The 22,934-nt window shown below is 31.5% G+C and carries 18 protein-coding genes; 15 read left to right on the top strand and 3 right to left on the bottom strand.

Annotated features, from left to right (window positions below; all coding sequences use genetic code 11):
* Positions 1-182 precede the first annotated feature (182 nt).
* From GFU93_RS07140 to GFU93_RS07090, 11 genes are all read left to right on the top strand, one after another.
* Entirely contained in the window at positions 183-1,580 is a 1,398-nt protein-coding gene (locus tag GFU93_RS07140) for a dipeptidase (protein ID WP_160568323.1), read from the top strand.
* Between the two features lie 59 nt (positions 1,581-1,639).
* Positions 1,640-2,971 (top strand): DNA recombination protein RmuC, encoded by a 1,332-nt coding sequence (locus GFU93_RS07135; protein ID WP_160568321.1) that lies wholly within the window; start codon positions 1,640-1,642, stop codon positions 2,969-2,971.
* 74 nt (positions 2,972-3,045) lie between these two features.
* Positions 3,046-4,242, top strand: a complete 1,197-nt coding sequence (locus GFU93_RS07130; protein WP_160568319.1) for a glycoside hydrolase family 10 protein — start codon at positions 3,046-3,048, stop codon at positions 4,240-4,242.
* A 97-nt stretch (positions 4,243-4,339) separates the two neighbouring features.
* Complete coding sequence (locus tag GFU93_RS07125) at positions 4,340-5,329, top strand: zinc-binding dehydrogenase (RefSeq protein ID WP_160568317.1); 990 nt, start codon at positions 4,340-4,342, stop codon at positions 5,327-5,329.
* Between the two features lie 315 nt (positions 5,330-5,644).
* Positions 5,645-7,408: an arginine--tRNA ligase gene (argS, locus tag GFU93_RS07120; RefSeq protein ID WP_160568315.1), complete on the top strand. Its 1,764-nt coding sequence runs from the start codon at positions 5,645-5,647 to the stop codon at positions 7,406-7,408.
* Position 7,409: 1 nt separating this feature from the next.
* Complete coding sequence (locus GFU93_RS07115; RefSeq protein WP_160557821.1) at positions 7,410-7,832, top strand: Fur family transcriptional regulator; 423 nt, start codon at positions 7,410-7,412, stop codon at positions 7,830-7,832.
* 42 nt (positions 7,833-7,874) lie between these two features.
* Positions 7,875-8,966 (top strand): DNA polymerase III subunit gamma/tau, encoded by a 1,092-nt coding sequence (dnaX, locus tag GFU93_RS07110; RefSeq protein ID WP_160568313.1) that lies wholly within the window; start codon positions 7,875-7,877, stop codon positions 8,964-8,966.
* A gap of 104 nt (positions 8,967-9,070) precedes the next feature.
* Positions 9,071-9,589, top strand: coding sequence for a hypothetical protein (locus tag GFU93_RS07105; protein WP_160568311.1), 519 nt, complete (start codon positions 9,071-9,073; stop codon positions 9,587-9,589).
* Between the two features lie 224 nt (positions 9,590-9,813).
* A complete protein-coding gene (locus GFU93_RS07100) occupies positions 9,814-10,551 on the top strand; it encodes an FKBP-type peptidyl-prolyl cis-trans isomerase (protein WP_160568309.1) in 738 nt (245 codons plus the stop codon).
* 28 nt (positions 10,552-10,579) lie between these two features.
* Positions 10,580-11,350 (top strand): FKBP-type peptidyl-prolyl cis-trans isomerase, encoded by a 771-nt coding sequence (locus GFU93_RS07095; RefSeq protein ID WP_105296901.1) that lies wholly within the window; start codon positions 10,580-10,582, stop codon positions 11,348-11,350.
* 118 nt (positions 11,351-11,468) lie between these two features.
* Positions 11,469-12,599, top strand: coding sequence for a DegT/DnrJ/EryC1/StrS aminotransferase family protein (locus GFU93_RS07090; RefSeq protein ID WP_160568307.1), 1,131 nt, complete (start codon positions 11,469-11,471; stop codon positions 12,597-12,599).
* A 73-nt stretch (positions 12,600-12,672) separates the two neighbouring features.
* Here the strand turns inward: GFU93_RS07090 and GFU93_RS07085 are convergent, their stop codons facing one another.
* A complete protein-coding gene (locus GFU93_RS07085) occupies positions 12,673-14,043 on the bottom strand; it encodes a hydroxymethylglutaryl-CoA synthase family protein (RefSeq protein WP_160568305.1) in 1,371 nt (456 codons plus the stop codon).
* A 372-nt stretch (positions 14,044-14,415) separates the two neighbouring features.
* On the opposite strand from GFU93_RS07085, the gene GFU93_RS07080 reads away from it, so the two are divergent.
* Together GFU93_RS07080 and deoD are read left to right on the top strand one after the other, a co-directional pair.
* The gene (locus GFU93_RS07080) at positions 14,416-15,612 is read left to right on the top strand and encodes an aspartate aminotransferase family protein (RefSeq protein ID WP_160557828.1); all 1,197 of its coding nucleotides are present in this window, start codon (positions 14,416-14,418) and stop codon (positions 15,610-15,612) included.
* 113 nt (positions 15,613-15,725) lie between these two features.
* On the top strand, positions 15,726-16,442 hold the full coding sequence (gene deoD, locus GFU93_RS07075; protein WP_160543010.1) for a purine-nucleoside phosphorylase: 717 nt from the start codon (positions 15,726-15,728) through the stop codon (positions 16,440-16,442).
* 61 nt (positions 16,443-16,503) lie between these two features.
* Here the strand turns inward: deoD and GFU93_RS07070 are convergent, their stop codons facing one another.
* Positions 16,504-17,823, bottom strand: coding sequence for a M28 family metallopeptidase (locus GFU93_RS07070; protein WP_160568303.1), 1,320 nt, complete (start codon positions 17,821-17,823; stop codon positions 16,504-16,506).
* A complete protein-coding gene (locus tag GFU93_RS07065; RefSeq protein WP_160568301.1) occupies positions 17,810-18,271 on the bottom strand; it encodes an energy transducer TonB in 462 nt (153 codons plus the stop codon). The genes GFU93_RS07070 and GFU93_RS07065 overlap by 14 nt, the downstream gene beginning before the upstream one ends.
* A gap of 458 nt (positions 18,272-18,729) precedes the next feature.
* On the opposite strand from GFU93_RS07065, the gene GFU93_RS07060 reads away from it, so the two are divergent.
* Together GFU93_RS07060 and GFU93_RS07055 are read left to right on the top strand one after the other, a co-directional pair.
* Positions 18,730-20,403, top strand: a complete 1,674-nt coding sequence (locus GFU93_RS07060) for a M23 family metallopeptidase (protein WP_160568299.1) — start codon at positions 18,730-18,732, stop codon at positions 20,401-20,403.
* Positions 20,390-22,816 (top strand): carboxypeptidase regulatory-like domain-containing protein, encoded by a 2,427-nt coding sequence (locus GFU93_RS07055; RefSeq protein ID WP_185150481.1) that lies wholly within the window; start codon positions 20,390-20,392, stop codon positions 22,814-22,816. The genes GFU93_RS07060 and GFU93_RS07055 overlap by 14 nt, the downstream gene beginning before the upstream one ends.
* Positions 22,817-22,934: the final 118 nt, after the last annotated feature.

Here is a 22,934-nt window from a genome sequence, read left to right as displayed (position 1 = left end):
GTTTTTTAAAGAAGAAAGCTTTGTATAGGTAATATACAAGGCTTTTTTTGTTTTGGATTGGGTTGTTTTTTTTGATAACCTTCTTTTTACCTGTTTATTACCATCTTCTTATTTATTAATTTCAAAAACTATCCTGGAAGCGGTTTTTTTATTTATATATTTGTTACTATAATAATAAATAAATGGATAAAGCTTTTCAATACCAAATAGAAAATAAACAAAGATATTTAGACGAATTATTTGATTTATTACGAATTCCATCTATTAGCGCGGATTCAGCATATGCTAATGACATAATAAAATGTGCCAATAGTATTTCTAATAATTTAAAAGAATCCGGATTTGAGAATGTTGAAATATGTAAAACACAAGGTAATCCGGTAGTTTATGCTGATAAAATTATTAGCTCTGATCTACCAACAGTTTTAATTTATGGTCATTACGATGTACAACCTGCAGATCCCTTGAATCTTTGGGAAACCGATCCTTTCGATCCTGTAATAAGAAAATCAAACATACATCCGGAAGGTGCAATTTATGCTCGAGGGTCTGCTGATGATAAAGGTCAATTCTTTATGCATGTAAAGGCTATTGAGTCTCTTATTAAAACAAATTCTTTACCATGTAATGTTAAATTAATTATTGAAGGAGAAGAAGAAATAGGTTCTGTCAATTTGGGGAATTTTTTAAAAGAAAATTTAAGCAAACTTTCATGTGATATTATATTGATATCAGACACACATATTTTTTCAAATCAAGTTCCCACAGTTACAACCGGTTTAAGAGGTCTAAGTTATGTAGAAGTTGAAGTAGAAGGGCCTAATCGAGATTTACACTCCGGTTTATATGGTGGTGCAGTTCCTAATCCTATTAACGTGCTTTCTGATATGATCGCTTCGTTAATTGATAAAGAAGGCAAAATTACAGTCAAAGGCTTCTATGATAAGGTAATAGAATTATCTCCTGAAGATCGAGCAGAATTAAATAAAATTCCTTTTGATGAAGAAGAGTTTAAAAAATCAATCGGTTTAAAAGGGACGCAAGGGGAAAAAGGATATAACTCGTTAGAGAGAACATCTATACGACCTACCTTAGATGTAAATGGCGTTTGGGGAGGTTATACAGGAGAAGGAGCTAAAACTGTTATTCCATCAAAAGCTCATGCTAAAATATCCATGAGGTTAGTTCCTGACCAAAATCCTGAGGAAATAACTGAATTGTTTACAAAACATTTTTTATCCATTGCTCCGGAAAGTGTTAAAGTAAAAGTCACCCCTCATCACGGAGGAAATGCATACGTTTTACCATCCTCAGATCCCGGATATAAAGCAGCTAAACTGGCTATGGAAAAAACCTTTAATAAAGAAGTTTTACCCTACAGAACCGGGGGGAGTATTCCCATTGTTTCTCTATTTGAAGAATTATTGGGAGCAAAATCCGTTTTAATGGGATTTGGATTGGATAGTGATGCTATTCATTCTCCTAATGAACACTATGGTTTATTTAACTTTTATAAAGGAATTGAAACCATTCCCTATTTTCTCAAATTTTATACAGAAAACTTACGAAGTAAAAAATAATATTTAAAACGTAAGTAGAACTTTATTTTTCAAACATCCATTTTTGTACTCTTATATTTATGATTGAAATATTTTTGGTTTTACTATTTAGTATCATTTTTTTATTAATAGGAATATATATCGGAAAAAAAATTAAAGATTCATCCATTAATTCCGAAAAAATTCTTTTAAATGAAAAGATAAAAGCTTTACATGCCGGTTTGAGTAAAAGTGAAGAACTAAAAGAAAAAGAGTTATTTGAAAAGGAAAAAATAAAAAAGGAAAGAGAACAATTATTGCTTGAATTAGCTCGTAAAGATGCCGATTATGAAAACTTAATGCATAAAAATAAAGAGCAAAAATTGGAGATTGAAGAAATTCAAGATAATTTTAGGAAAGAATTTGAGATAATAGCAAGTAAAATACTGGAACAAAAAACTGAAAAATTTACAGAACAAAACAGGCATAATATAAAAACACTTTTAGATCCCTTACAAGAGAAAATTTCCGTTTTTGAAAAGAGAGTGGAAGAAAGCCAAAAAGAAAATATAGGGATCTATTCATCTTTAAAAGAACAATTACATTATTTACAAAACCAAAATTTAAGAATCTCTCAGGAGGCTGAAAATCTCACTAAAGCTCTTAAAGGAGATACAAAAATTCAAGGAAATTGGGGAGAATTAGTTTTAGAAAGAGTTTTAGAAAAATCGGGATTAGAAAAAGGAAGAGAATATTTTGTACAAGAACGCTTGAGTTCTGAAGATGGAAAACGGTATATCCCCGATGTAGTCATATATCTTCCTGATAATAAAAAGATGATTATAGATTCCAAAGTTTCTTTAATAGCCTATGAACGTTACATAAACAATGATAATGAAGAAGAAAAAAAACTTCATTTAAAAGATCATATAAATTCTATAAAAAAACATGTTGATCAACTTTCATCTAAAAATTACCAAAGGTTGTATGCAGAAAATTCATTAGATTTTATATTACTTTTCATCCCCATTGAAACGGCTTTTTCTTTAGCTTTAAATTATGAATCATCTTTATATAACAAAGCCTTCGAAGAAAATATTGTTATAGTTACTCCATCTACTCTTTTAGCAACCTTGAAAACTATTGATAGTATGTGGAATAACCAAAAGCAACAAAGAAATGCATATGAAATAGCTAAAACTGCCGGTAATTTATACGATAAATTTGAAGGATTTCTACAAGATTTGTTGCGTATAGGGAAAAAAATGGATGAGGCTAAAAATGAATATGGAAACGCTATGAACAAGCTGGTAGAAGGGCGAGGTAATCTTGTCTCTCAAATACATAATTTAAAAAAAATGGGTGCAAAAGCTAAGAAAACCTTGCCTGAAGATCTTATATCAAAAGCTGAAATTTTTGAAAGTGAATCTTAATTTTCAAAAACGATGATTAAAAAAAATTTATAAATAAATTGAATGAATTCTCTAAGTAATAAATAATAAAATAAATGAAAAGCAAAAAATTATTTTTGATTGTAGCACATTTTTTATCATTAACATTAATTTTTGCCGGTACTAATGAGCCTGTTGAAGAAGAGAATGAAGAAAAAAACAACAAAGAATTCAGGGCCGTATGGGTGGCTACATTTTTAAATATAGATTGGCCTTCAAAACCCGGTTTACCTGCTGAACAACAAAAAGAAGAATTTATAACCTTATTGGAGAATGTCAAAAAATGGAAAATGAATGCCATTATTGTTCAGGTAAAACCCGCATCCGATGCTTTATATCCATCTAAATTAAGTCCCTGGTCGGGTTATTTGTCAGGAACTCAAGGAGTTGATCCGGGATACGATCCCCTTGAATTTATGGTTAAAGAAGCACATAAAAGAGATATAGAAATACACGCTTGGTTTAATCCTTTTAGACTTTCTGCAGCCAATGCCAATTGGAGCTCATTGGCTACTGATAATATTGCATTCAAGCATCCCAATTGGGTGGTTAGATATGCCAATCAATTATATCTAAATCCGGGTCTTCCGGAAGTACGCGATTATGTAATACAGTCCATTATGGAAGTAGTTAATAATTATGAAGTAGATGGTATTCATTTGGATGACTATTTTTATCCCTATAAAGTAGGTAAACTCGATTATCCTGATTTTACGGCTTATACTAAATATGGGGTAACTTTTGCCAGTAAAGCAGATTGGAGAAGAGATAACATTAATACTTTTGTACAAAAATTATATAAGAGCATTAAATCCAAAAATAAAGATATAGAATTTGGCATTAGCCCATTTGGTGTTTGGAGAAATCAAAATAATGATCCTTTAGGATCGAAAACCAAAGCATTACAAAATTATGACGATTTGTACGCTGATGTTTTACTTTGGATGAGAAAAGGGTGGTTAAACTATATAGCTCCTCAGTTATATTGGCATCGAGGACATAATCTTGCCGATTATGCCACTTTAGTGGAATGGTGGAGCAGCATGGCTAAAGAAACAGACACCAAACTGTATATAGGAATGGCGGCCTATAGAGTCAATCAATGGAAAAATCCGAATGAACTTGTTGAGCAAGTATATTTTAATCGTGAGTTTCCAGAAGTTAAAGGAAGTATATTTTTCAGTTATAAATCACTAGTAAATGATCCTAAAGGGGTTCTTACCAATCTAATATCCGGACCTTTTGCAGAATAAATTCTTTAAAGTATAAAAGTGTAGGTTTCGATAAAATCTTAATTTGAGTTGAGCAGTTTACATATCATTTATAAATCTATATAATTTGACGATAATTATGAACGAAATATATTCAAAAGCTTGGTGTTGGCAGCATAGGGGAGAACCGGAAGATTTAATTTGTAAAGAATATAAAATCAGAGAAATTGAAGATGATGAAGTACTCATTAAAAATACTGTCATAGGACTTAATCCGGTTGATTGGAAACTGATATCATCCGGCAATCCTTCATGGGTAAAAGATCAGATTCCCGGAGTAGATGGTGCCGGTATTGTTATTAAAACAGGAAAGAAAATGAAGCGTATACAAATCGGAGCAAGAGTATGTTATCATTCTGATCTTACCCAAGCAGGCAGTTTTTCCACTTATACTATTCTTAAAGGGAACCGCATTATGCATATTCCTGAAAAACTTAGTGATTATGCAGCTGCAGCATTTCCTTGTCCTTCCTTAACCGCTTGGCAGGCTATGCAGAAAATTCCGGATATACGTAATAAAAATGTACTAATAAGTGGAGCAGGAGGATCGGTAGGATATTTTCTTACCCAATTAATTCTGAATGCAGGAGCTAAGGTTTATATAACTGCCGATCTCCAACATCATAACGAATTTTATAAGATGGGAGTTAGTAAAGCAGTCGACTATAAAAATGATGATTGGAAAAATGAAATAAAAGAGGCTCTACCCGGAAGTAACTTTGATGTTATTTTTGACACGGTTAGTGGAAATCATGCTTCTCAACTTTTAGATCTAGCAGCCTATTATGGACATATAGTTGCCATACAAGGAAGAGTAGATACTAATCCTTTACCTCCATTTACAACTTGTGTTTCCTTACATGAAATCGCTTTGGGAGCATTTCACCGATTTGCATCGGAAAAACAAATGGTTCAATTAATGACTGATGGGGAGAAACTTTTACAACAAATCAGTACAGGTAAATTAAAGTTGAGAGATCAAAAAATCAGTAGTTTTGACCATTTACCTTCTCATCTGGCCGAAATGAAACATACTAATTCCAGTTATAAATATCTTATTGAAGTATAGATAATTTTTTATAATAAAATGGTGTAATAAAGGAAGCAAACCTATTGATAAGAATATATGACAAACTATTGGTGATTATTAATAAATTATATCCTCAAGAAATATTTATTTTATATAATTTGAAGATTTTATAAATAATAAGCATGTAAATTTAAATATGTCTACTATGAATGATTGCTATAAATTGTCTATAAACTATAAATAATACATCGTAAAAAGAATACGTCATCATATTTGTGTTAATTGAAGTAGTATAAAAAGTTACACATTTAAGGGAAATGCCTAAATTTGTACATTCACTAGTAATTAAAAACAATGAACCTAAAGTCTTATATAAAAGAACAAAGTATACAAGCAATTGAAAATTTATTTCAACAAAAAGTTGAAGATGTTGAAATACAAATAACTAAAGATGAATTTGAAGGAGATTATACTTTAGTGGTTTTTCCCTTTGTTAAGCTAGTGAGACAGAAGCCGGAGGAAATAGCTAATAAAATAGGATCATATCTTACAGCTAAAGAGGAATTTGTTGCTTTTAATGTAGTTAAAGGCTTTCTTAACCTCTCTCTAAATCCGACCGTTTTTACTCAATTATTAAAAGAAAAATATTCAGTTAAAGATTTTAAGCTTACGAAAAAGCATACTGAAAAAATAATGGTTGAGTATTCCTCTCCTAATACCAATAAACCAATTCATTTAGGACATATAAGAAATAATTTATTAGGATTTTCAATTAGTAACATCTTAAAAGCAGCAGGAAATGAGGTGTTGAGAGGACAAATAATTAATGATAGGGGTATTCATATTTGCAAGTCCATGTTGGCATGGAAAAAATATGGAAATGGAGAAACTCCACAAACAACAGGAATCAAAGGAGATCATTTGGTAGGAAAATATTATGTTATTTTCGATCAAAAATACAAAGATGAAATACAATCTTTAATTTCATCGGGAATGGATGCAGATGAAGCTAAGAAAAAAGCACCCATTCTTTTAGAAGCCCAAGAAATGTTGAAAAAGTGGGAAGACGGCGATGCGGAAATAAAAGCTTTGTGGAAAGAGATGAACAGTTGGGTGTATTCAGGTTTCGAGAAAACATATCAAAGATTAGGAGTGTCTTTTGATTTAGTCCAATATGAAAGTGACACCTATTTGCTGGGAAAAGATGTTATTGAAGAAGGACTTAAAAAAGGAATTTTATTTAAAAAAGAAGATGGATCTGTTTGGGCAGACTTAACAGAAGAGGGGTTAGATCAAAAATTATTGTTGAGAGGAGACGGAACCTCTGTCTATATCACACAAGACTTAGGAACAGCCGTTGAAAGATTTACCCGTTACCATCTTAATGAATTAATCTATACAGTAGGAAATGAACAAGATTATCATTTTCAGGTATTGTTTCTAATTTTAAAAAAATTAGGGTATCAATGGGCAGATAAATTATATCATCTTTCCTACGGAATGGTAGATTTACCAAGTGGAAAGATGAAATCAAGAGAAGGTACGGTGGTTGATGCAGATGAATTAATGGAAGAAATGCATCAAGAAGCAGTTAAAAAAACTTCCGAATTAGGAAAATTAGAAGGTTACACCGAAAATGAAAAAGAACAAGTGAATGAACTTATTGGCTTAGGCGCATTAAAGTATTTTATTTTGAAAGTTGATCCTAAGAAACGAATCTTGTTCGATCCTAATGAAAGTATCGAGTTCAACGGAAATACCGGTCCGTTTATCCAATATACGTATGCACGGACTTGTTCTGTGCTTAGAAAAGCCGCAAAGCAAACCTTAGAAATTAAAGATAAAGAATTAAATAAAGCAGAACAAAAATTAATCATATTATTATCCTCCTATGAGGAACTAATTGAAAAATCTGCTGCAGATTTAAATCCCGCATTAATAGCCAATTATATTTACGATGTCTCTAAAGAATATAACTCTTTCTATCAAAGTAATCGTATCTTGGATGCAGAAAATGAATCAGAGCAACAACTGCGTTTGGCAATAACCCAGTGGACCGGAAATGTGATTAGACACGGGTTAAGTCTATTAGGTATAGGGGCACCGGAAAGAATGTAGTATGTTGTATGATTTAGAAAATATATTAAAACAAAAAGATATAAATCCCACAGCCATGCGTTTATTGGTTTTAGATTATTTTCTAAAACAAAATACCGCTTTATCCTTGTCGGATTTGGAGTCGGGTTTTGATTATTCTGACCGAACAACTCTATTCAGGACTTTAAAGACTTTTGAAAAAAAAGGATTATTGCATACTATAAATGATGGGCATATAACTGTTTATGCCTTATGTATGGATAATTGTTCTGAGGAGCAACATGCTGACAGCCATATGCATTTTTGTTGCAAAAATTGTAAAAAAATATACTGTATGCGGACTGTAAAAACGCCGAACATAAATATTCCTGAAGGATTTATCGCCGAAAAATTAGATATTGTTATTCATGGATTATGTAACGATTGTGCAGAGAAACCTATCTAAAAATTAACAGAAAAAGCAGAAAATTAGTAACTTTGTACACTCATGGAAAACTTTGTAGTTTCAGCCCGAAAATATAGACCTTTAGAATTTGATGCTGTTGTAGGGCAAAGTCACATAACCAATACTTTGGAACATGCCATTGATAATAATCAATTAGCTCAGGCATTGCTTTTCTGTGGACCTAGAGGAGTAGGTAAAACTACATGTGCCCGTATTTTAGCTAGAAAAATTAATGAAAAATACGGAGAAACTGATGAGAATGATTTTGCATTCAATATATTTGAATTAGATGCAGCTTCCAATAATTCCGTAGACGATATACGGAATCTGATTGAACAAGTGCGTTACGCTCCTCAGGTAGGAAAATATAAAGTATATATCATTGATGAGGTGCACATGCTGTCTAATGCTGCTTTTAATGCTTTTTTGAAAACATTGGAAGAACCACCTGCACATGCCATTTTTATTTTGGCAACAACAGAAAAGCAAAAGATTATTCCTACCATTCTTTCAAGATGTCAGATTTACGACTTCAAGAGAATTGAAGTAAACGATATAAACAATCATTTAAAAAAAATAGCTCAAGAAGAAGGCATTCAATATGAAGAAGATGCATTGTATATTATCGCCCAAAAAGCAGACGGGGGATTACGCGATGCTCTTTCTATGTTTGACCGACTCGTTACTTTTACTCAAAAAAACTTAACAGTTGCATCCGTTACAGAAAACCTAAGCATTCTTGATTATGAATATTATTTTAAAATAACGGATTTAGCTTTAAAAAATGATATTCCGGGATTACTATTAGCTTTTAATGATATTATAAAAAAAGGATTTGATCCACAATTATTTATTTCAGGATTAGGAAGTCATTTTAGAGATTTAATGGTAGCACAGAATCCTCAAACAATTTCCCTGTTGGAAGTAGGAGATAATACCAAGCAAAAATATTTGCAACAAGCTCAAAATTGCTCAACCAGATTTTTGATAGACGCTATTGAAATTTGTCATCAGGCTGATATAAACTTTAGGAATAGTAAAAGTCCTAAACTATCCATTGAAATAGCCTTAATGCAATTGGCATCTTTAACAGCTGGTGAATCTCCCACAATTAAAAAAAAAAGTTTAGGATAATACCACCCCCTAATCATCTTCCTGCAAAGCAGGAAAATAAATTATCACCCCAAACCATAAAATCCGAGGAAGAGAAACAGATAGAAAAAGTTGGTAATTCTCAGGTGAAAGATGAAAATAATTTACCTTCAAAACCAATTGTAAAAAGTGGAATACCTTTGGGAAATCAAACTAAAAAAGGATCATTTCTTTCAATAAAGGGATCACTTCACACGGCTTCTCAAAAAGAAGAAAAGGTAGCTAATTTAGATTTTTCCGAAAGAGATAAAGACGATTTTACTGAAGATCAAGTTAAGAGTTTTTGGAATACCTATTTGGAAACTTTAAAAAACCAACCGGTTTTATATAGTGTTTTAAACACCACCCAATGCAGTGTTAAGCCGAATCATACTATTTTTTTTGAATTTCCTTCCAATTCAGCTTATGATGAATTTGAACACTTACGTGAAGATATTTTTCAAAAACTAAAAAAAGAGGTAAATAATTATTCCATTAATTTTAAATATCAAATTAAGGAAACTCAAAGAACGATCCTTCTAACAGATAAAGATAAATACGAAAAAATGGTAAAGGAAAATCCATTATTAGAGAAGTTAAGAAATGATTTTCGATTAGATTTTTAAAATTACTAAAAAAATATAATGACCAATACTTATTTATAAGATTTTTACCGATTAAAAAAGAATAAATTCTTTTTTATAGAACATTAACTAAAATTTATATTCGTGTTTCAATAAATTATCGGATATTTGCAGGGTACTTATACTATAAAAAAAATAATTTAAATGTTATTTTTTTAATATAAAAATTAGAAGGTCAAGAATAAAAAATAATAAATTTTAAACGAATGAAAAAAAATAAAATCGTTACATTATTAGGTATAGTTTGCTCATTATCACTTTCTGCACAAGATAAAATTGAATTAAAAACAGATAAACAAAAATTGTCGTATTCTTTAGCATATAACATTGTTCAAAGTTTAAAACAACAAGATATGTTACAAGATATAGATATTAATATATTTAATCAGACATTTAGGGATGAATTAGCCGGTAAACCATCGATTTTCCCTATGGATTCTGTAAATTCCTTTATGCAGAAATATTTTTCAAAAAAAAGACTGGAATTTGAAAAGAAAAGAAAAGAACAAGGAGAACTGAATAAAACTCAAGGATTAGCTTTTTTAGAAAAAAATAAAAAGAAAAAAGGAGTAATTACAACTGCATCTGGTTTACAATATGAGGTTTTAGAAAAAAGTAAATCTAATGAAAAGCCAAACGAAGATGATATGGTAAAAGTTAAGTATACCGGTAAACTTCTCGATGGAAAAATATTTGATTCGACAGATAAAAATAATGCAGGTAACCCAATTGAATTTCAATTAAACAGAGTAATTAAAGGTTGGACTGAAGGGGTAGCCTTAATGACCAAAGGGTCAAAATATAGATTTTTCATTCCTTCTGAACTTGCTTATGGAGAAAATGGAGCGGGAATGGATATAGGACCTAATTCTGTATTGATTTTTGATATTGAATTAGTGGATTTCAAAAAACCGGAAGATAATACAGAAAACTCAGCCAATTAAAAAAAATTATATTTAACTATTTAACACAATGATAAAGAAAACAATTTTACTGGCATTAGCAGGTATCAGCCTTGTTGCATGTAATAAGGAAGGACAAAGAGTTACAAAATTAAATACCGATGATGAAAAAGCAGCCTATGCAATTGGCTTAGATCTTGCTCGTAATTTTAAAATTCAAGGGTTTGATAAAGATTTAAATGTAAATATTATTAAACAAGCCATGGAAGACAAATTTGAGGGTAAACAATTATTATTCTCAGAAGATTCCATACAATCTTTTATGACTGTTTATGTTCCTAAACATTTGGAAAAAATAGCAAAAAGAAATGCAGAAGAAAGTAAAAAATTCCTAGAAGAAAATAAAAAGAAAGAAGGCGTTAAAACAACAGCTTCAGGACTACAATATAAAGTTGAAAAAGAAGGAAACGGAGCAAAGCCAACCGATGAAGATATGGTATCCGTAAATTATGTATTGAAAACAACCGATGGTTCCGTGATCGAAGATTCTAAAAAACAAACCGAAGGTAAACCGGCAGATATTCCTTTAGCAAGAGTGGTACCCGGATGGAAAGAAGGGGTTAAATTGATGTCTAAAGGAGCCAAATACATATTATATGTGCCTTCAGACTTAGCCTATGGGGAAAATGGTCCTGCGGGTCCTAATCAAGCTCTAATATTTGAAGTGGAATTGGTAGATTTTAAACCAATGCCTAAAGATGTAAAAAATCAAGCACCTATGCAGATTACACCTCAACAATTAGATCAAGTAGAAGAACAAACCCAACAAAAGCAAAAGTAAATTACTCTTATAAAATAGTAGATGAGGTAGAAAAACTCTTATTTTTAATAAGAGTTTTTCTTTTTATAGAAGCGGCATTACAAATTCATTTAGTAAATTTGTGTTCAAAATTTTACATATGAAGAAAATTCAAATGGTGGATTTAATCAACCAATACCAGCATATAAAACCTACTGTAGATAAAGGATTTGAAGAAGTATTAAACACCGCTTCTTTTATAAATGGACCGCAAGTCAATTCATTTGCTCAAAATTTAGAAAAATATTTAGATGTAAAACATGTTATTCCATGCGGTAATGGTACAGAAGCATTACAAATAGCTCTAATGGCTCTGAATCTACAACCCGGTGATGAAGTCATAACCGCTGATTTTACTTTTGCAGCAACCGTGGAAGTAATTAGCTTGTTAAAGCTGAATTCTGTTTTAGTAGATGTAGATTATGAAACTTTTACTATAAGTCCGGATGCTATAAGAAAAGCCATTACACCTAAAACAAAAGCTATTATTCCTGTGCATTTATTCGGGCAATGTGCAAATATGGAAGAAATTATACAGATTGCAAATGAACACAATTTATATGTTATTGAAGATAATGCCCAAGCAATAGGTTCAGAATATACTTTTAGAAACGGAACTCGTAAAAAATCAGGAACAATGGGGATTATAGGAACCACTTCCTTTTTTCCATCTAAAAATTTAGGTTGTTACGGCGACGGAGGTGCCCTTTTTACAGATAATGATGAACTAGCACATAAAATACGCGGAATTGTTAATCATGGAATGTACAAAAGATATTACCATGATGAAATTGGGGTAAATTCACGATTGGATAGTTTACAGGCTGTAGTCTTGAATGCAAAATTACCTTTATTGGATTCCTATAATGAAAAGAGAAGAAAGGCTGCTGACTATTACGATCAAGCTTTTTCCAATCATCCTAATTTAGTTATTCCTGTAAGAATGGAAAATTATTCCACCCATGTGTTTCATCAATACACGTTAAAAGTGATTAATTCAGATAGAGATGCTTTACAAAAATATCTTTCTGAAAGAGAAGTTCCTGCAATGATATACTATCCTGTACCTTTAAGAAAACAAAAAGCTTACGATAACGGAAATTATAAAGATGAAGATTTTCCGGCAACCAACAAGCTAATCAATGAAGTAATTTCTTTACCTATGCATACGGAATTGCAAGATGATCAGCTAAAATATATTACAGAAACGGTTTTAAGTTTTTTTAAATAAAAACGGTAAAGATCCTAAAAATAAAAAAAGCCTGAGAATATTCTCAGGCTTTTATATTATATTAAATAATTTTTTATTGTTTAAACTTATAATATCTGGCACCCAGTAATACAGGATTTTCATGTTCAATACTTTCCAACATATATTCATTTTTAGGAGCAAGTACAGATGTTTTTAATTCTTTTTTATATAAAGCATGATAAGTATCCATATCAATAGCTTGAGTTTGTTCTAATGTTTCAAACAAGTGAAGCTTTTCAGATTGAGTTTTCCATTCCTTTTCAATCACACCTTCAAACGCCTTCGATTTTGAACCGCTACCATAGGCTAAAAAGCCAAATTTTTCTCCGATAATTTCGGAATTGTTTTTTACATGATAATACAAGGTAGATAATAATCCCATAAAAATTGATCCGGTATACATATTTCCAATATTGGAAGAAGCAACTTCGGCAGGAGCAAACTTTTCTTGTACAAAAGATTTATATTCCGGAGTTTTACTTATTTCCTTGAGTTTATCGGTGTATTCCTTTTCTTGAGTAGGTAAAGATTCTTTTAAATCGGAATCTAAGGCATATATTTCAGAAAACATTCTTCTCCCTTGAAAAGAATAAGGAGAATGCACAATTATATTTTTCCACTGTTTATAAAGACTGGTTTCAATGCCTAATAATTTTTTAAGATGAAAATAGGCACCCTTTAGTCTATTCTGATAACAGGTATTTGAATATTGACCGTCAAAAATAGGTTGTTCTTTAAAAAGATTGATTTCGTCTTCTTCTATTCCGAACCAGACCGGATTATTATCTTTTTCGGTGACTTCTTTTTTAGATAAGCTTCTTTTAGGCTTAAAAAAGTCAAAAACCCCTTTTGTACTAATTCCAATTTTATTTTTGATAGAAATGATTCTTGGATTTGCAGACAATAATAAAGCTACAGCACCTGCTCCTTGTGTATATTCTCCGGTAGAATTCAGGTCATATTTTGCATAATCCGTACCGATGACTATTGCTTTTTTATCAGTATTTACTCTAATATAATCTAATGAATTATGTAGGGCATCTACCCCTCCAATACAGGCAAAAGTAAGGTCTACCACATCGCAATGCTCAAAAGAACCTTCCCCATAAAGATCTTCCATTAGGGATACCAGAAAAGAGCCGATAGGTTTGGAAGAATCAATACCGCTTTCAGTACCTATATAGATTCGGCTAATTTCTTCCGGGCGCAATCCTTCTTGCTCCAATAACTTTTTTAGAGCGTTAGCGGCAAAAACTATTACGTCTTGATGAACATCAGGAAGCGACATTTTAAGTAAACCTAAACCCTTTTCAAGCTTTGCAGGTTCAATGTCCCTAGCAATTGCTAATTCTTTTATAGGTAAATATATTTTCGGGATATCAAAAGAAAACGCGTCAATACCCACTTTTACATCATAATTCATAATATCAATAAATTCTTCACAAAAGTAGTAAAAACAAATGTATTTTAGGTTGGTATAAAGTTTTATCAAAAGGAAAAGTAACTAGTGTTTATACTGTTTAAGTTGAAAAATTTAAATTTATAAATCTTAAATATTTTCATAAAGTACCTATACAGAATAATTTATTTAAAACTATAATCAAATATCTAAAAAAACATTGGATGAAAAAAGGTATAAAAAAACTAAATTTGAATTGTCTTTATGATATTTATCATATAATTATAATCCAATATAACAATAATAAAAAGAATTTTTTAAGAAATAATTATTAAAAAATTACCATATATAAGCTGCAATATATTCCGTATTTTTGCCTGTAAAAATCATTGAGAAATGGGTAAATTACAAGAGGATTTTTTTAAATATCAAGCAAAAACAACTTTTTATGCCTCAGGTTTTGAAGTAGACAAAGCAGTAGGAAATTATATATATGGAAAAGATGGCAAGGCATATCTGGACTTTGTAGCGGGAGTTTCGGCAAATACTTTAGGTCATTCCCATCCGAAAGTTATTCAAGCGATTAAAGATCAGGCGGATAAATACTTACACGTAATGGTATATGGAGAATATGCCATGGAAAAGCCGGTGCAGATATGTAAAATGTTATCGGAAAATTTACCGGATCCGCTCCACACAACCTATTTGGTCAATTCCGGAACGGAAGCCATAGAAGCATCCATGAAGTTAGCTAAACGATATACAGGAAGGCAAGAAATCATTTCGTTTATTGATGCTTATCACGGAAACTCGCAAGGTTCCTTGAGTTTAGCAGGTAGGGATACTAATAAAAAGCCTTTTGAGCCTTTATTGCCTCAAATTAATTTTATACGCTTTAATAAAGAAGAAGATTTAGCTAAAATAACCGAAAAAACAGCGGGAGTAGTAGTTGAAACCATTCAAGGGGCGGCAGGATTTATAACCCCTGAAAACAATTATTTGAAAAAATTAAAAAACAGATGTGAAGAAGTCGGAGCATTACTAATATTAGACGAGATACAGCCCGGATTTGGCAGAACAGGTAAGTTATTTGCTTTTCAGTGGTACGACCTGGTTCCCGACATCTTGGCCATGGGAAAAGGTATGGCCGGAGGAATTCCGATAGGAGCCTTTATGGCTTCTGCTGAAATGATGGATACTTTAGCAGATCATCCTAAACTAGGCCATGTAACCACTTTCGGCGGTAATCCTATTCCGGCTGCAGCAGCTTGTGCGGTTATGGAAGAATTATTGACAACCGATTTGATGGATCAAGTTCACAGCAAAGAAAAATTATACAGAGAAAAATTAAAACATAAGGAAATTCTCTCCATTAACGGAAGAGGTCTAATGTTGGCTGTGCAACTGCGATCACCTGAATTTAGCTTAAAAGTTGCTGAAAGATGTATGCATAAAGGATTAATCGTTTTTTGGCAATTATACAGAAATGAATTCTTACGAATTTCGCCTCCATTAACCATTACTCCGGAAGAGATTATTAAAGGATGTGATATTATTTTAGAATCCATCGATGAAGTAGCTAAAGAATTTTAAATTGTATTAAGTTCTAAACGAATAATAATTCAAGTTTTAATTAAACAAATAACTAATCAAGTAAAGATAGTATTCTTATCTTTACTTCACGAAAAAAACTAAAATTAAATCATATGGCAACTGCACACATTCAGGCAGAATTCGGAGAAATTGCAAAAACAGTATTGATGCCCGGAGATCCATTAAGGGCTAAATATATAGTGGATAAATATTTAGAAAATCCAATACAATTTAATTCTGTCAGGAACATGCTTGGATATACCGGTCTTTATAAAGGAAAAAAAATATCTATTATGGGATCCGGTATGGGAATGCCAAGTATAGGTATCTATTCTTATGAGCTATTCTCTCAGTACGGAGTTGACACTATTATACGAATTGGTTCAGCAGGTTCGTATGTTGAAGACATTAAAATATATGACGTAGTATTAGGAAATAGCGCATATAGTGAATCCTCTTATGCAAAAGTTCAGTCAGGATACGACAAAGATAAAACCTATCCGTCAGAAGAATTAAATGTATTTATTGCAAAGAAAGCAATTGAATTGAACATTTCAATTCATGAAGCTTGTATACATTCCAGTGATGTTTTTTATGTAGAAGGAGGAACAGATTATAAAAAATTAATTCAAGATCATGGTTGCGGTTGCGTAGAAATGGAGAGTTTTGCTCTATTCCATAATGCCCAAGTTTTAGGTAAGAATGCAGCTTGTTTATTGACCATCTCTGATTCATTCATTACAAAAGAAAATATATCAGCACAGGAGAGACAATCCTCTTTTGATACGATGATGGTTCTAGCTTTGGAATCAGCTATCGGTTTTCAATAAAAATTACATGATAAATAAAGTTAAAGGCAAGTAATTTTTACTTGCCTTTTTTATGAATATATTATAATACATTTATAAATTTAGTTAGTAGGGCCACCAACTTATCGAAGGCATACAGAGAAACTTCTGAATCGTATATATCATGATATCCGCTTTTTCCCCCTAAAGTATAAATATAAAAAGAAGGAACTCCTTTTTCATAAAAAGGGCAATGATCGCTATTACAGGCACTTCCTCTGATTTTAACCTGTTTTAAATAATTGTACATGTAACTTATATTGTCAAGTTTAGTAAATTGCTTATAATACTCTTTACCGTTTACAACTTGAATTCCATCTTCTCCCGTACCTACCATATCAAAATTTATTAAAAATTTAATTTTCTTTAGATCAAACAAAGGATGATCCACAAAATATTGAGAACCTTTTAATCCAGCCTCTTCTCCGGCAAAAGCAATAAATACTATATCAAAATTGGGTTTATTTTTTTCAAAAACTTTAGCCATTGAAAGTAGCAGAGCAACACCACTGGCATTATCATTTGCACCGGGAAATATAACGTCATTAATTTTACCCAGATGATCATAATGAGCAGTTAATACAATAAGGCTGTCAGAACGTTTGCCTTTTATATAACCTACTACATTATTAGCTTCAAAATTAGGTTCAAAATGGGTTTTTATATCTAAAGTAATAGATGAGATAGTATCAGGTACGGATTGATTATTAATAAATAAATTAACGGTTTTAGTCTGTTTAGGACTTAAAGAATGTATAAATTTTGATGAAGTTTGCTGTATTACCAATGGAATTGAAATATCCCAAACTTCATTGCAAATAAGTTGCGGAATCTCACGATATAATTGATTAGCCGATTCCTCCTGTAAAATCAGGTTATCCGGGAAAGTTTTATTCGGAAAAACCACTGAACGGGTATTTATTTTTTCCAATTCTTTATCAATATAAGAACGGTCATTCCACTCAAATAAGCTGTCAATTACCCCCGTATTAAATACAACGGGAGAAAAAGTTCCCTTTAAAGATGGCGAACCGGCACCAACCAAATAATCTAAACCTAATTTCAGTTCTTTGCCATTTACAGAAACAAAACTTTTTTCTATGATATTAATTGGATAAGAAAAGGATTGGAAATATGAATTATGAATTTTAGATAAACCAATTTTTTCAAATTGTGCAGCAATTTCTTCCGATGTTTTTTTCATTCCGTCTTCAACATAGCCTCGACCGGAAAATTCGGAAGAAGTTAGTTTTTTTATCACTTGTTCCGCATATACTTTAGGCGTTTGCGCTACGGATAAATTAAAGAAAAAAATAATTAAAACAATATAACTTTTTGAAATCAGCTTGTTAGTTATGGGCATCTTGAATATAAGGTTTTGATTGATTGGATGGTATTTTAAAATTAACTCGTAAAGTATAATAAGACCGAACATGCTTTTTATTTAATATGGCCGAATTCCATCTGGCTTGTGTTTTCTTTAAAACACGAATAATTTCATCGGCACATCCGTATCCTATATCTTTTAAAATTTCAAAATTAGTAATTGTGCCGTTTTTTTCAATAACAAATTTCACAATCACTTTTCCTTGAATATGGTTGTTAATGGCTTTAACAGGATATTCAAGATTAGAAGATAAAATTTTGAGTAATTGCTTTCGTCCTCCTTCATATTCTCCTTTTATTTGGACCTGATACGGTTCATAAATGTTACTTTTAGGTAACGATGGTTTTTCTTGAGCAAAAAGAGTATTATAAAATAAAATAATGACAATAAATGATAGAAACGTGTGTATGTTTTTTTTTAACATAAAAAGTGGTTTTGTTAAAATTTAAATGTATTAAATATTTATACGAGGTAAATTGGCAATAATTTTTCAAATATACGGGATAATTTTTTTTAGGTTTAAATAATTTCAAAATTTAAATTCAATCGGTGGAGAGATTTTTTGATAACTTCTGGATAATAGGTTCATTTAGTTGAATAAGCCTGATTTTTTTTATCCTAAATTTATAATGAATGTAAATAATATTTTACTATAGAATTCATTATTCTATGAATGAAATTCAATATCTGACAAATGACTTTGTCACTAAAGACAGAATAAACTAGTAAGCAAACAACTATTCATATTCATTACCAATTTAAACACCATAAATAAAATTTAACTTAATTAAGTGTTAAAAGAATCTAAATAAAAATGAAATTCTTATTTTTGAGAAAGATTACTATATCATAATACATAAAGATGATTATTTAAAATTTCCCATGAAAAAAATAGCAGTAACAGCAGCCCTACTATTCACGCTCTTATCCCATTCACAAAATTATCCTAAAAATTTTGCATCCCCTTTAACTATCCCTATTTATTTATCTGCTAATTATGGAGAACTACGAAAAAACCATTTTCATTCCGGTTTGGATATGAAAACCCAACAGAGAACAGGGTTATCTGTGTTGGCTTCTCAAGATGGTTATATTTCTAGAATTAATATTTCACCCTATGGATACGGTAAAGCAATTTATATAGATCATCCCAATGGATACACAACGGTATATGGTCATTTAAGCGAATTGAAAGGAGCCATTGAAGAAAGAGCACGTAAAGAACAATATAAAAATAAAAATTTTACAGTTGATTTTTATTTGAAACCGGGAGAACTTCCAATAAAAAAAGGAGAAATTATCGCACTTTCAGGAAACACCGGTGGATCCGGGGGACCTCATTTACATTTTGAAGTTAGAGATACCAAAACAGAAGAAATTTTAAATCCGTTTTTATTCGGATATGATGTTAAAGATCAAATAAAACCTTTATTAAAAGGCACCTGGATTTATCCCGTAAAAGGACAGGTAAACGGCAGTACTTCTAAAATTATAGCATCTGAAGGTGGAAGTTATACCGTATCAGGAGAAATTGGTTTCGGTGTAAAAGCATACGATCAACAGAGTGGATCTCAAAATTTAAACGGAGTTTATTTTATTAAAACTTGGGTTAACGGTCAGATCCTATCCATATTTCAAGCGGATAAGCATTCTTTTAGTGAAACCCGTTCTATTAATGCTTCCGTGGACTATCCCGAATTATTGGCTAACAACAGTTGGATATATCGCACTTATTTATTACCGGGTAATTCTTTGCAGATGTATGAACAAAAGGTTAATCGAGGAATTTTAAAAGTAGAAGCTGGTAAAACGTATCAAGTTAAAATAGAAGTGGGAGACTATGCCGGTAATGTTACCGCACGAAGTTTCACCATGAATGGTATTGCTTATAAAAATACAGTTGATGCGGAAAAAATAAAATCAGGAAATGAACATTTAAATGTAAATTTTAAAAATCCATATTCATTTAAACAGGACGGATTGTTTGTAAACTTTGAAAAAGGATCTTTTTATGAAGATTTCACTTTTAATTATAAAAAAATCGGAAGTAATCAATACCAAGTGCATCAATCATCAGTTCCTATTCACAAAAAATATGAAATCACTATAACACCCGATTGGAGCAATTTGGATAAATCTAAAGCAGATAAATATGTTATTATCAGAGAATCAAATTACGGTCCAATAAAAAAAGAATATTTAGATACCTCTTATGAAAACGGAAAATATAAAGCAACTCCTAAAGATTTTGGAAAATTCTATCTGGCACTAGATGAATCAATACCTACTATTAGCTGTCCGATGCTCACAAAATCAAAAAAAATAGGAAATAAATTATCATTTAAAATTAAAGACACAGGATCGGGAGTTAAAACCTATGATGTTTTTATCGATGGAAAATGGGTACTTGCTGAATATGAATATAAGCAAAACAGCCTATTTATTTCTAACTTAGAAAAAGAAGGAATTCGATCAGGTAAGCATCAAGTTGAAGTAATAGTTACCGATAAAGTAAATAATAAAAAGATATATACGAGCGACTTTGAAAAATTATAAAATTCTAACATTTCTAGTCTTATGGACGATCTCCTATAGTGTATGGGGGCAGACCATAACTATTTCAGGTAAAATACAAGATAATCACGGCAAGCCAATATCCGAAGCTAAGATTTATGTAAATCCGGAACCATTTTCCATATCTGATAGAAATGGAAATTATGGATTACAAGTACCTTCCCATACTACTATAACTTTAACCGTTGAACATAAGGGGTATTTATCAGATACAAAAACTTTTATAACGTCTGATCAAGATATCAAGATGGATTTTAATCTTATGCTCGATAAAGAAAAAGAAATTCCTGAAGTTGTGTTTAAAGGAACTCGAAAAAAAACGGCTGATATAACTATGCAGCAGATTGATGTACACAATCTTGATAATACACCTACTCTTTCCGGAGGAGTAGAAGAAGTTTTAAATACGGTTTTTGTAAGTACGGCCAGTGAGTTAAGTTCACTTTATAGAGTTAGAGGTGGAAATTACGATGAAAATTTAGTCTATATAAATGGAGTAGAAATATATAAGCCCTTAACCGTGCGAAGCGGACAACAAGAAGGAATGAGCATCATTAATCCGGAAATGGTTTCTTCCATTAATTTTTCTGCCGGAGGATTTGAATCTCGATACGGAGATAAAATGTCGAGCGTGTTGGATATTCAATACAGGAAACCTCGAAAATTTGAATCTAGTCTGGAAGCAAGTTTATTAGGGGGCGGAGCAACTGTTGGGTATGCAGACAAAAAAAATAAATTTTCGGGAATTGTAGGTGCAAGATATAGAAATACGGATCTCATTTTAAATACTTTTGATGGAGATACGGATTTCAACCCGCAATATTTTGATGTACAAAGTTATCTTCAGTATACCTGGACTCCTCAATGGAAATTGTCATTTTTAGGAAATTATGCTTCCAATGATTATACAATGGAACCCAAAAATAGAGAAGTAGAATTTGGAACTTTACAACAACCTATCAAGCTAAATGTCGCCTATAATGGAAATGAAAAAGATAAATATAGAACGGCTAACGGGACGGTCTCTTTAGAATTTAAACCTTCAAATAAACTAGCCTTTAATTTAGATGGATATGCTTTTCATTCTAAAGAACAGGAATATTTTGATATTTCAGCCGGATATAGGTTACAAGAAGCAGATCAGGATACAGGCGATTTCTTGCCTTCCTTCAATTCAGGAGGACAAATAAATCACGGGAGAAACAATTTGGATATGTTGGTTTTAGGTACACAATTGAAGGCTAAATATAATTTAAACGTAAATTCAGCATTTGAAGCGGGTTTTCAATATCAACATGAAGATATAAGAAACCTTAAAAACGAATGGCAGCTTATTGATTCGGCAGGATATGCCATACCAAGACCTTTAGTACCGCCGGGAAATTTAGATGAATCCGATTTGATTTTAATAAATCATATCTCAGCTAATAATAAGTTAAAATCCAATCGAGTTAATGGATACTTGCAATATTCAACTAAATTCATGTGGAATACCACTCGTGTATTAATTAATGGAGGAGTTCGAGCAACCCATTGGGATTTCAATGGTGAAACCAATGTTAGTCCCCGAGCACAAATTGCTTTAAAGCCGGATTGGAAGATAGATATGCTTTTTCGTTTTGCTACGGGTTTCTACTATCAACCCCCTTTTTATAAAGAAGCTTTACGGTTAGACGGTACGCTTAATGATAAAATCAAATCGCAACGTTCCATACATTTTATTTTAGGTAATGACTTTGAGTTTAAAATGCTCAACAAACATCCATTTAAATTAACAACAGAAATTTATTACAAGAAATTAGATGATTTAATACCCTATTTTGTAGATAATGTAAGGATAATTTATACCGGAGAAAATAATTCCAAAGGGTATGCCTATGGAATAGATGCCCGATTGAATGGTGAATTTGTAGAGGGTGCCGAATCGTGGTTATCGGTTTCTTACGGTAAAACCGAAGAGAATATTGACGGAAGAGGTTATATACCGCGTCCGACAGATCCGAGATTTAAAATTGGATTATTTTTTCAGGATTATATGAAGAAATATCCTCGATTTAAAGCCAATGTAAATTTAGTCTATGCATCCGGTCTTCCCAACGGAGCCCCTTTATATTCAGATCCGTATAACTATCAAACCACCTTATCGGATTATAAACGAGCCGATGTTGGCTTGACTTATGTTTTTGTGGATCAAAAAAAGAATAAAGCTCGTATCGGTACCGCTTGGGATAAGTTTAAGGAGTTATCGTTGGGGTTAGAAATATTTAATGTTTTTGATGTCAGAAATACGGTCAGTAATGATTGGATCAGAGATGTCAATTCAACTTCTTATTATGCTGTGCCTAATAAACTTACGGGAAGGTTTTTTAATGTAAAATTAAATGTAAAATTATAGCCTAGAATCTCCTAATTAGGAACATATGATCTGTTGCTATTTTAGGTTCTAAGTTAAACAAGTTATAATGTTAAATTATTATTATACGATTATTGATATAAAATATATATATTTGGAA

Source organism: Apibacter sp. B3546 (assembly GCF_009827885.1).
Classification (GTDB): Bacteria; Bacteroidota; Bacteroidia; order Flavobacteriales; family Weeksellaceae; genus Apibacter.
The sequence above is the reverse complement of the archived record's forward strand: the minus strand, read 5'-3'. Positions and strand labels throughout refer to the sequence as shown.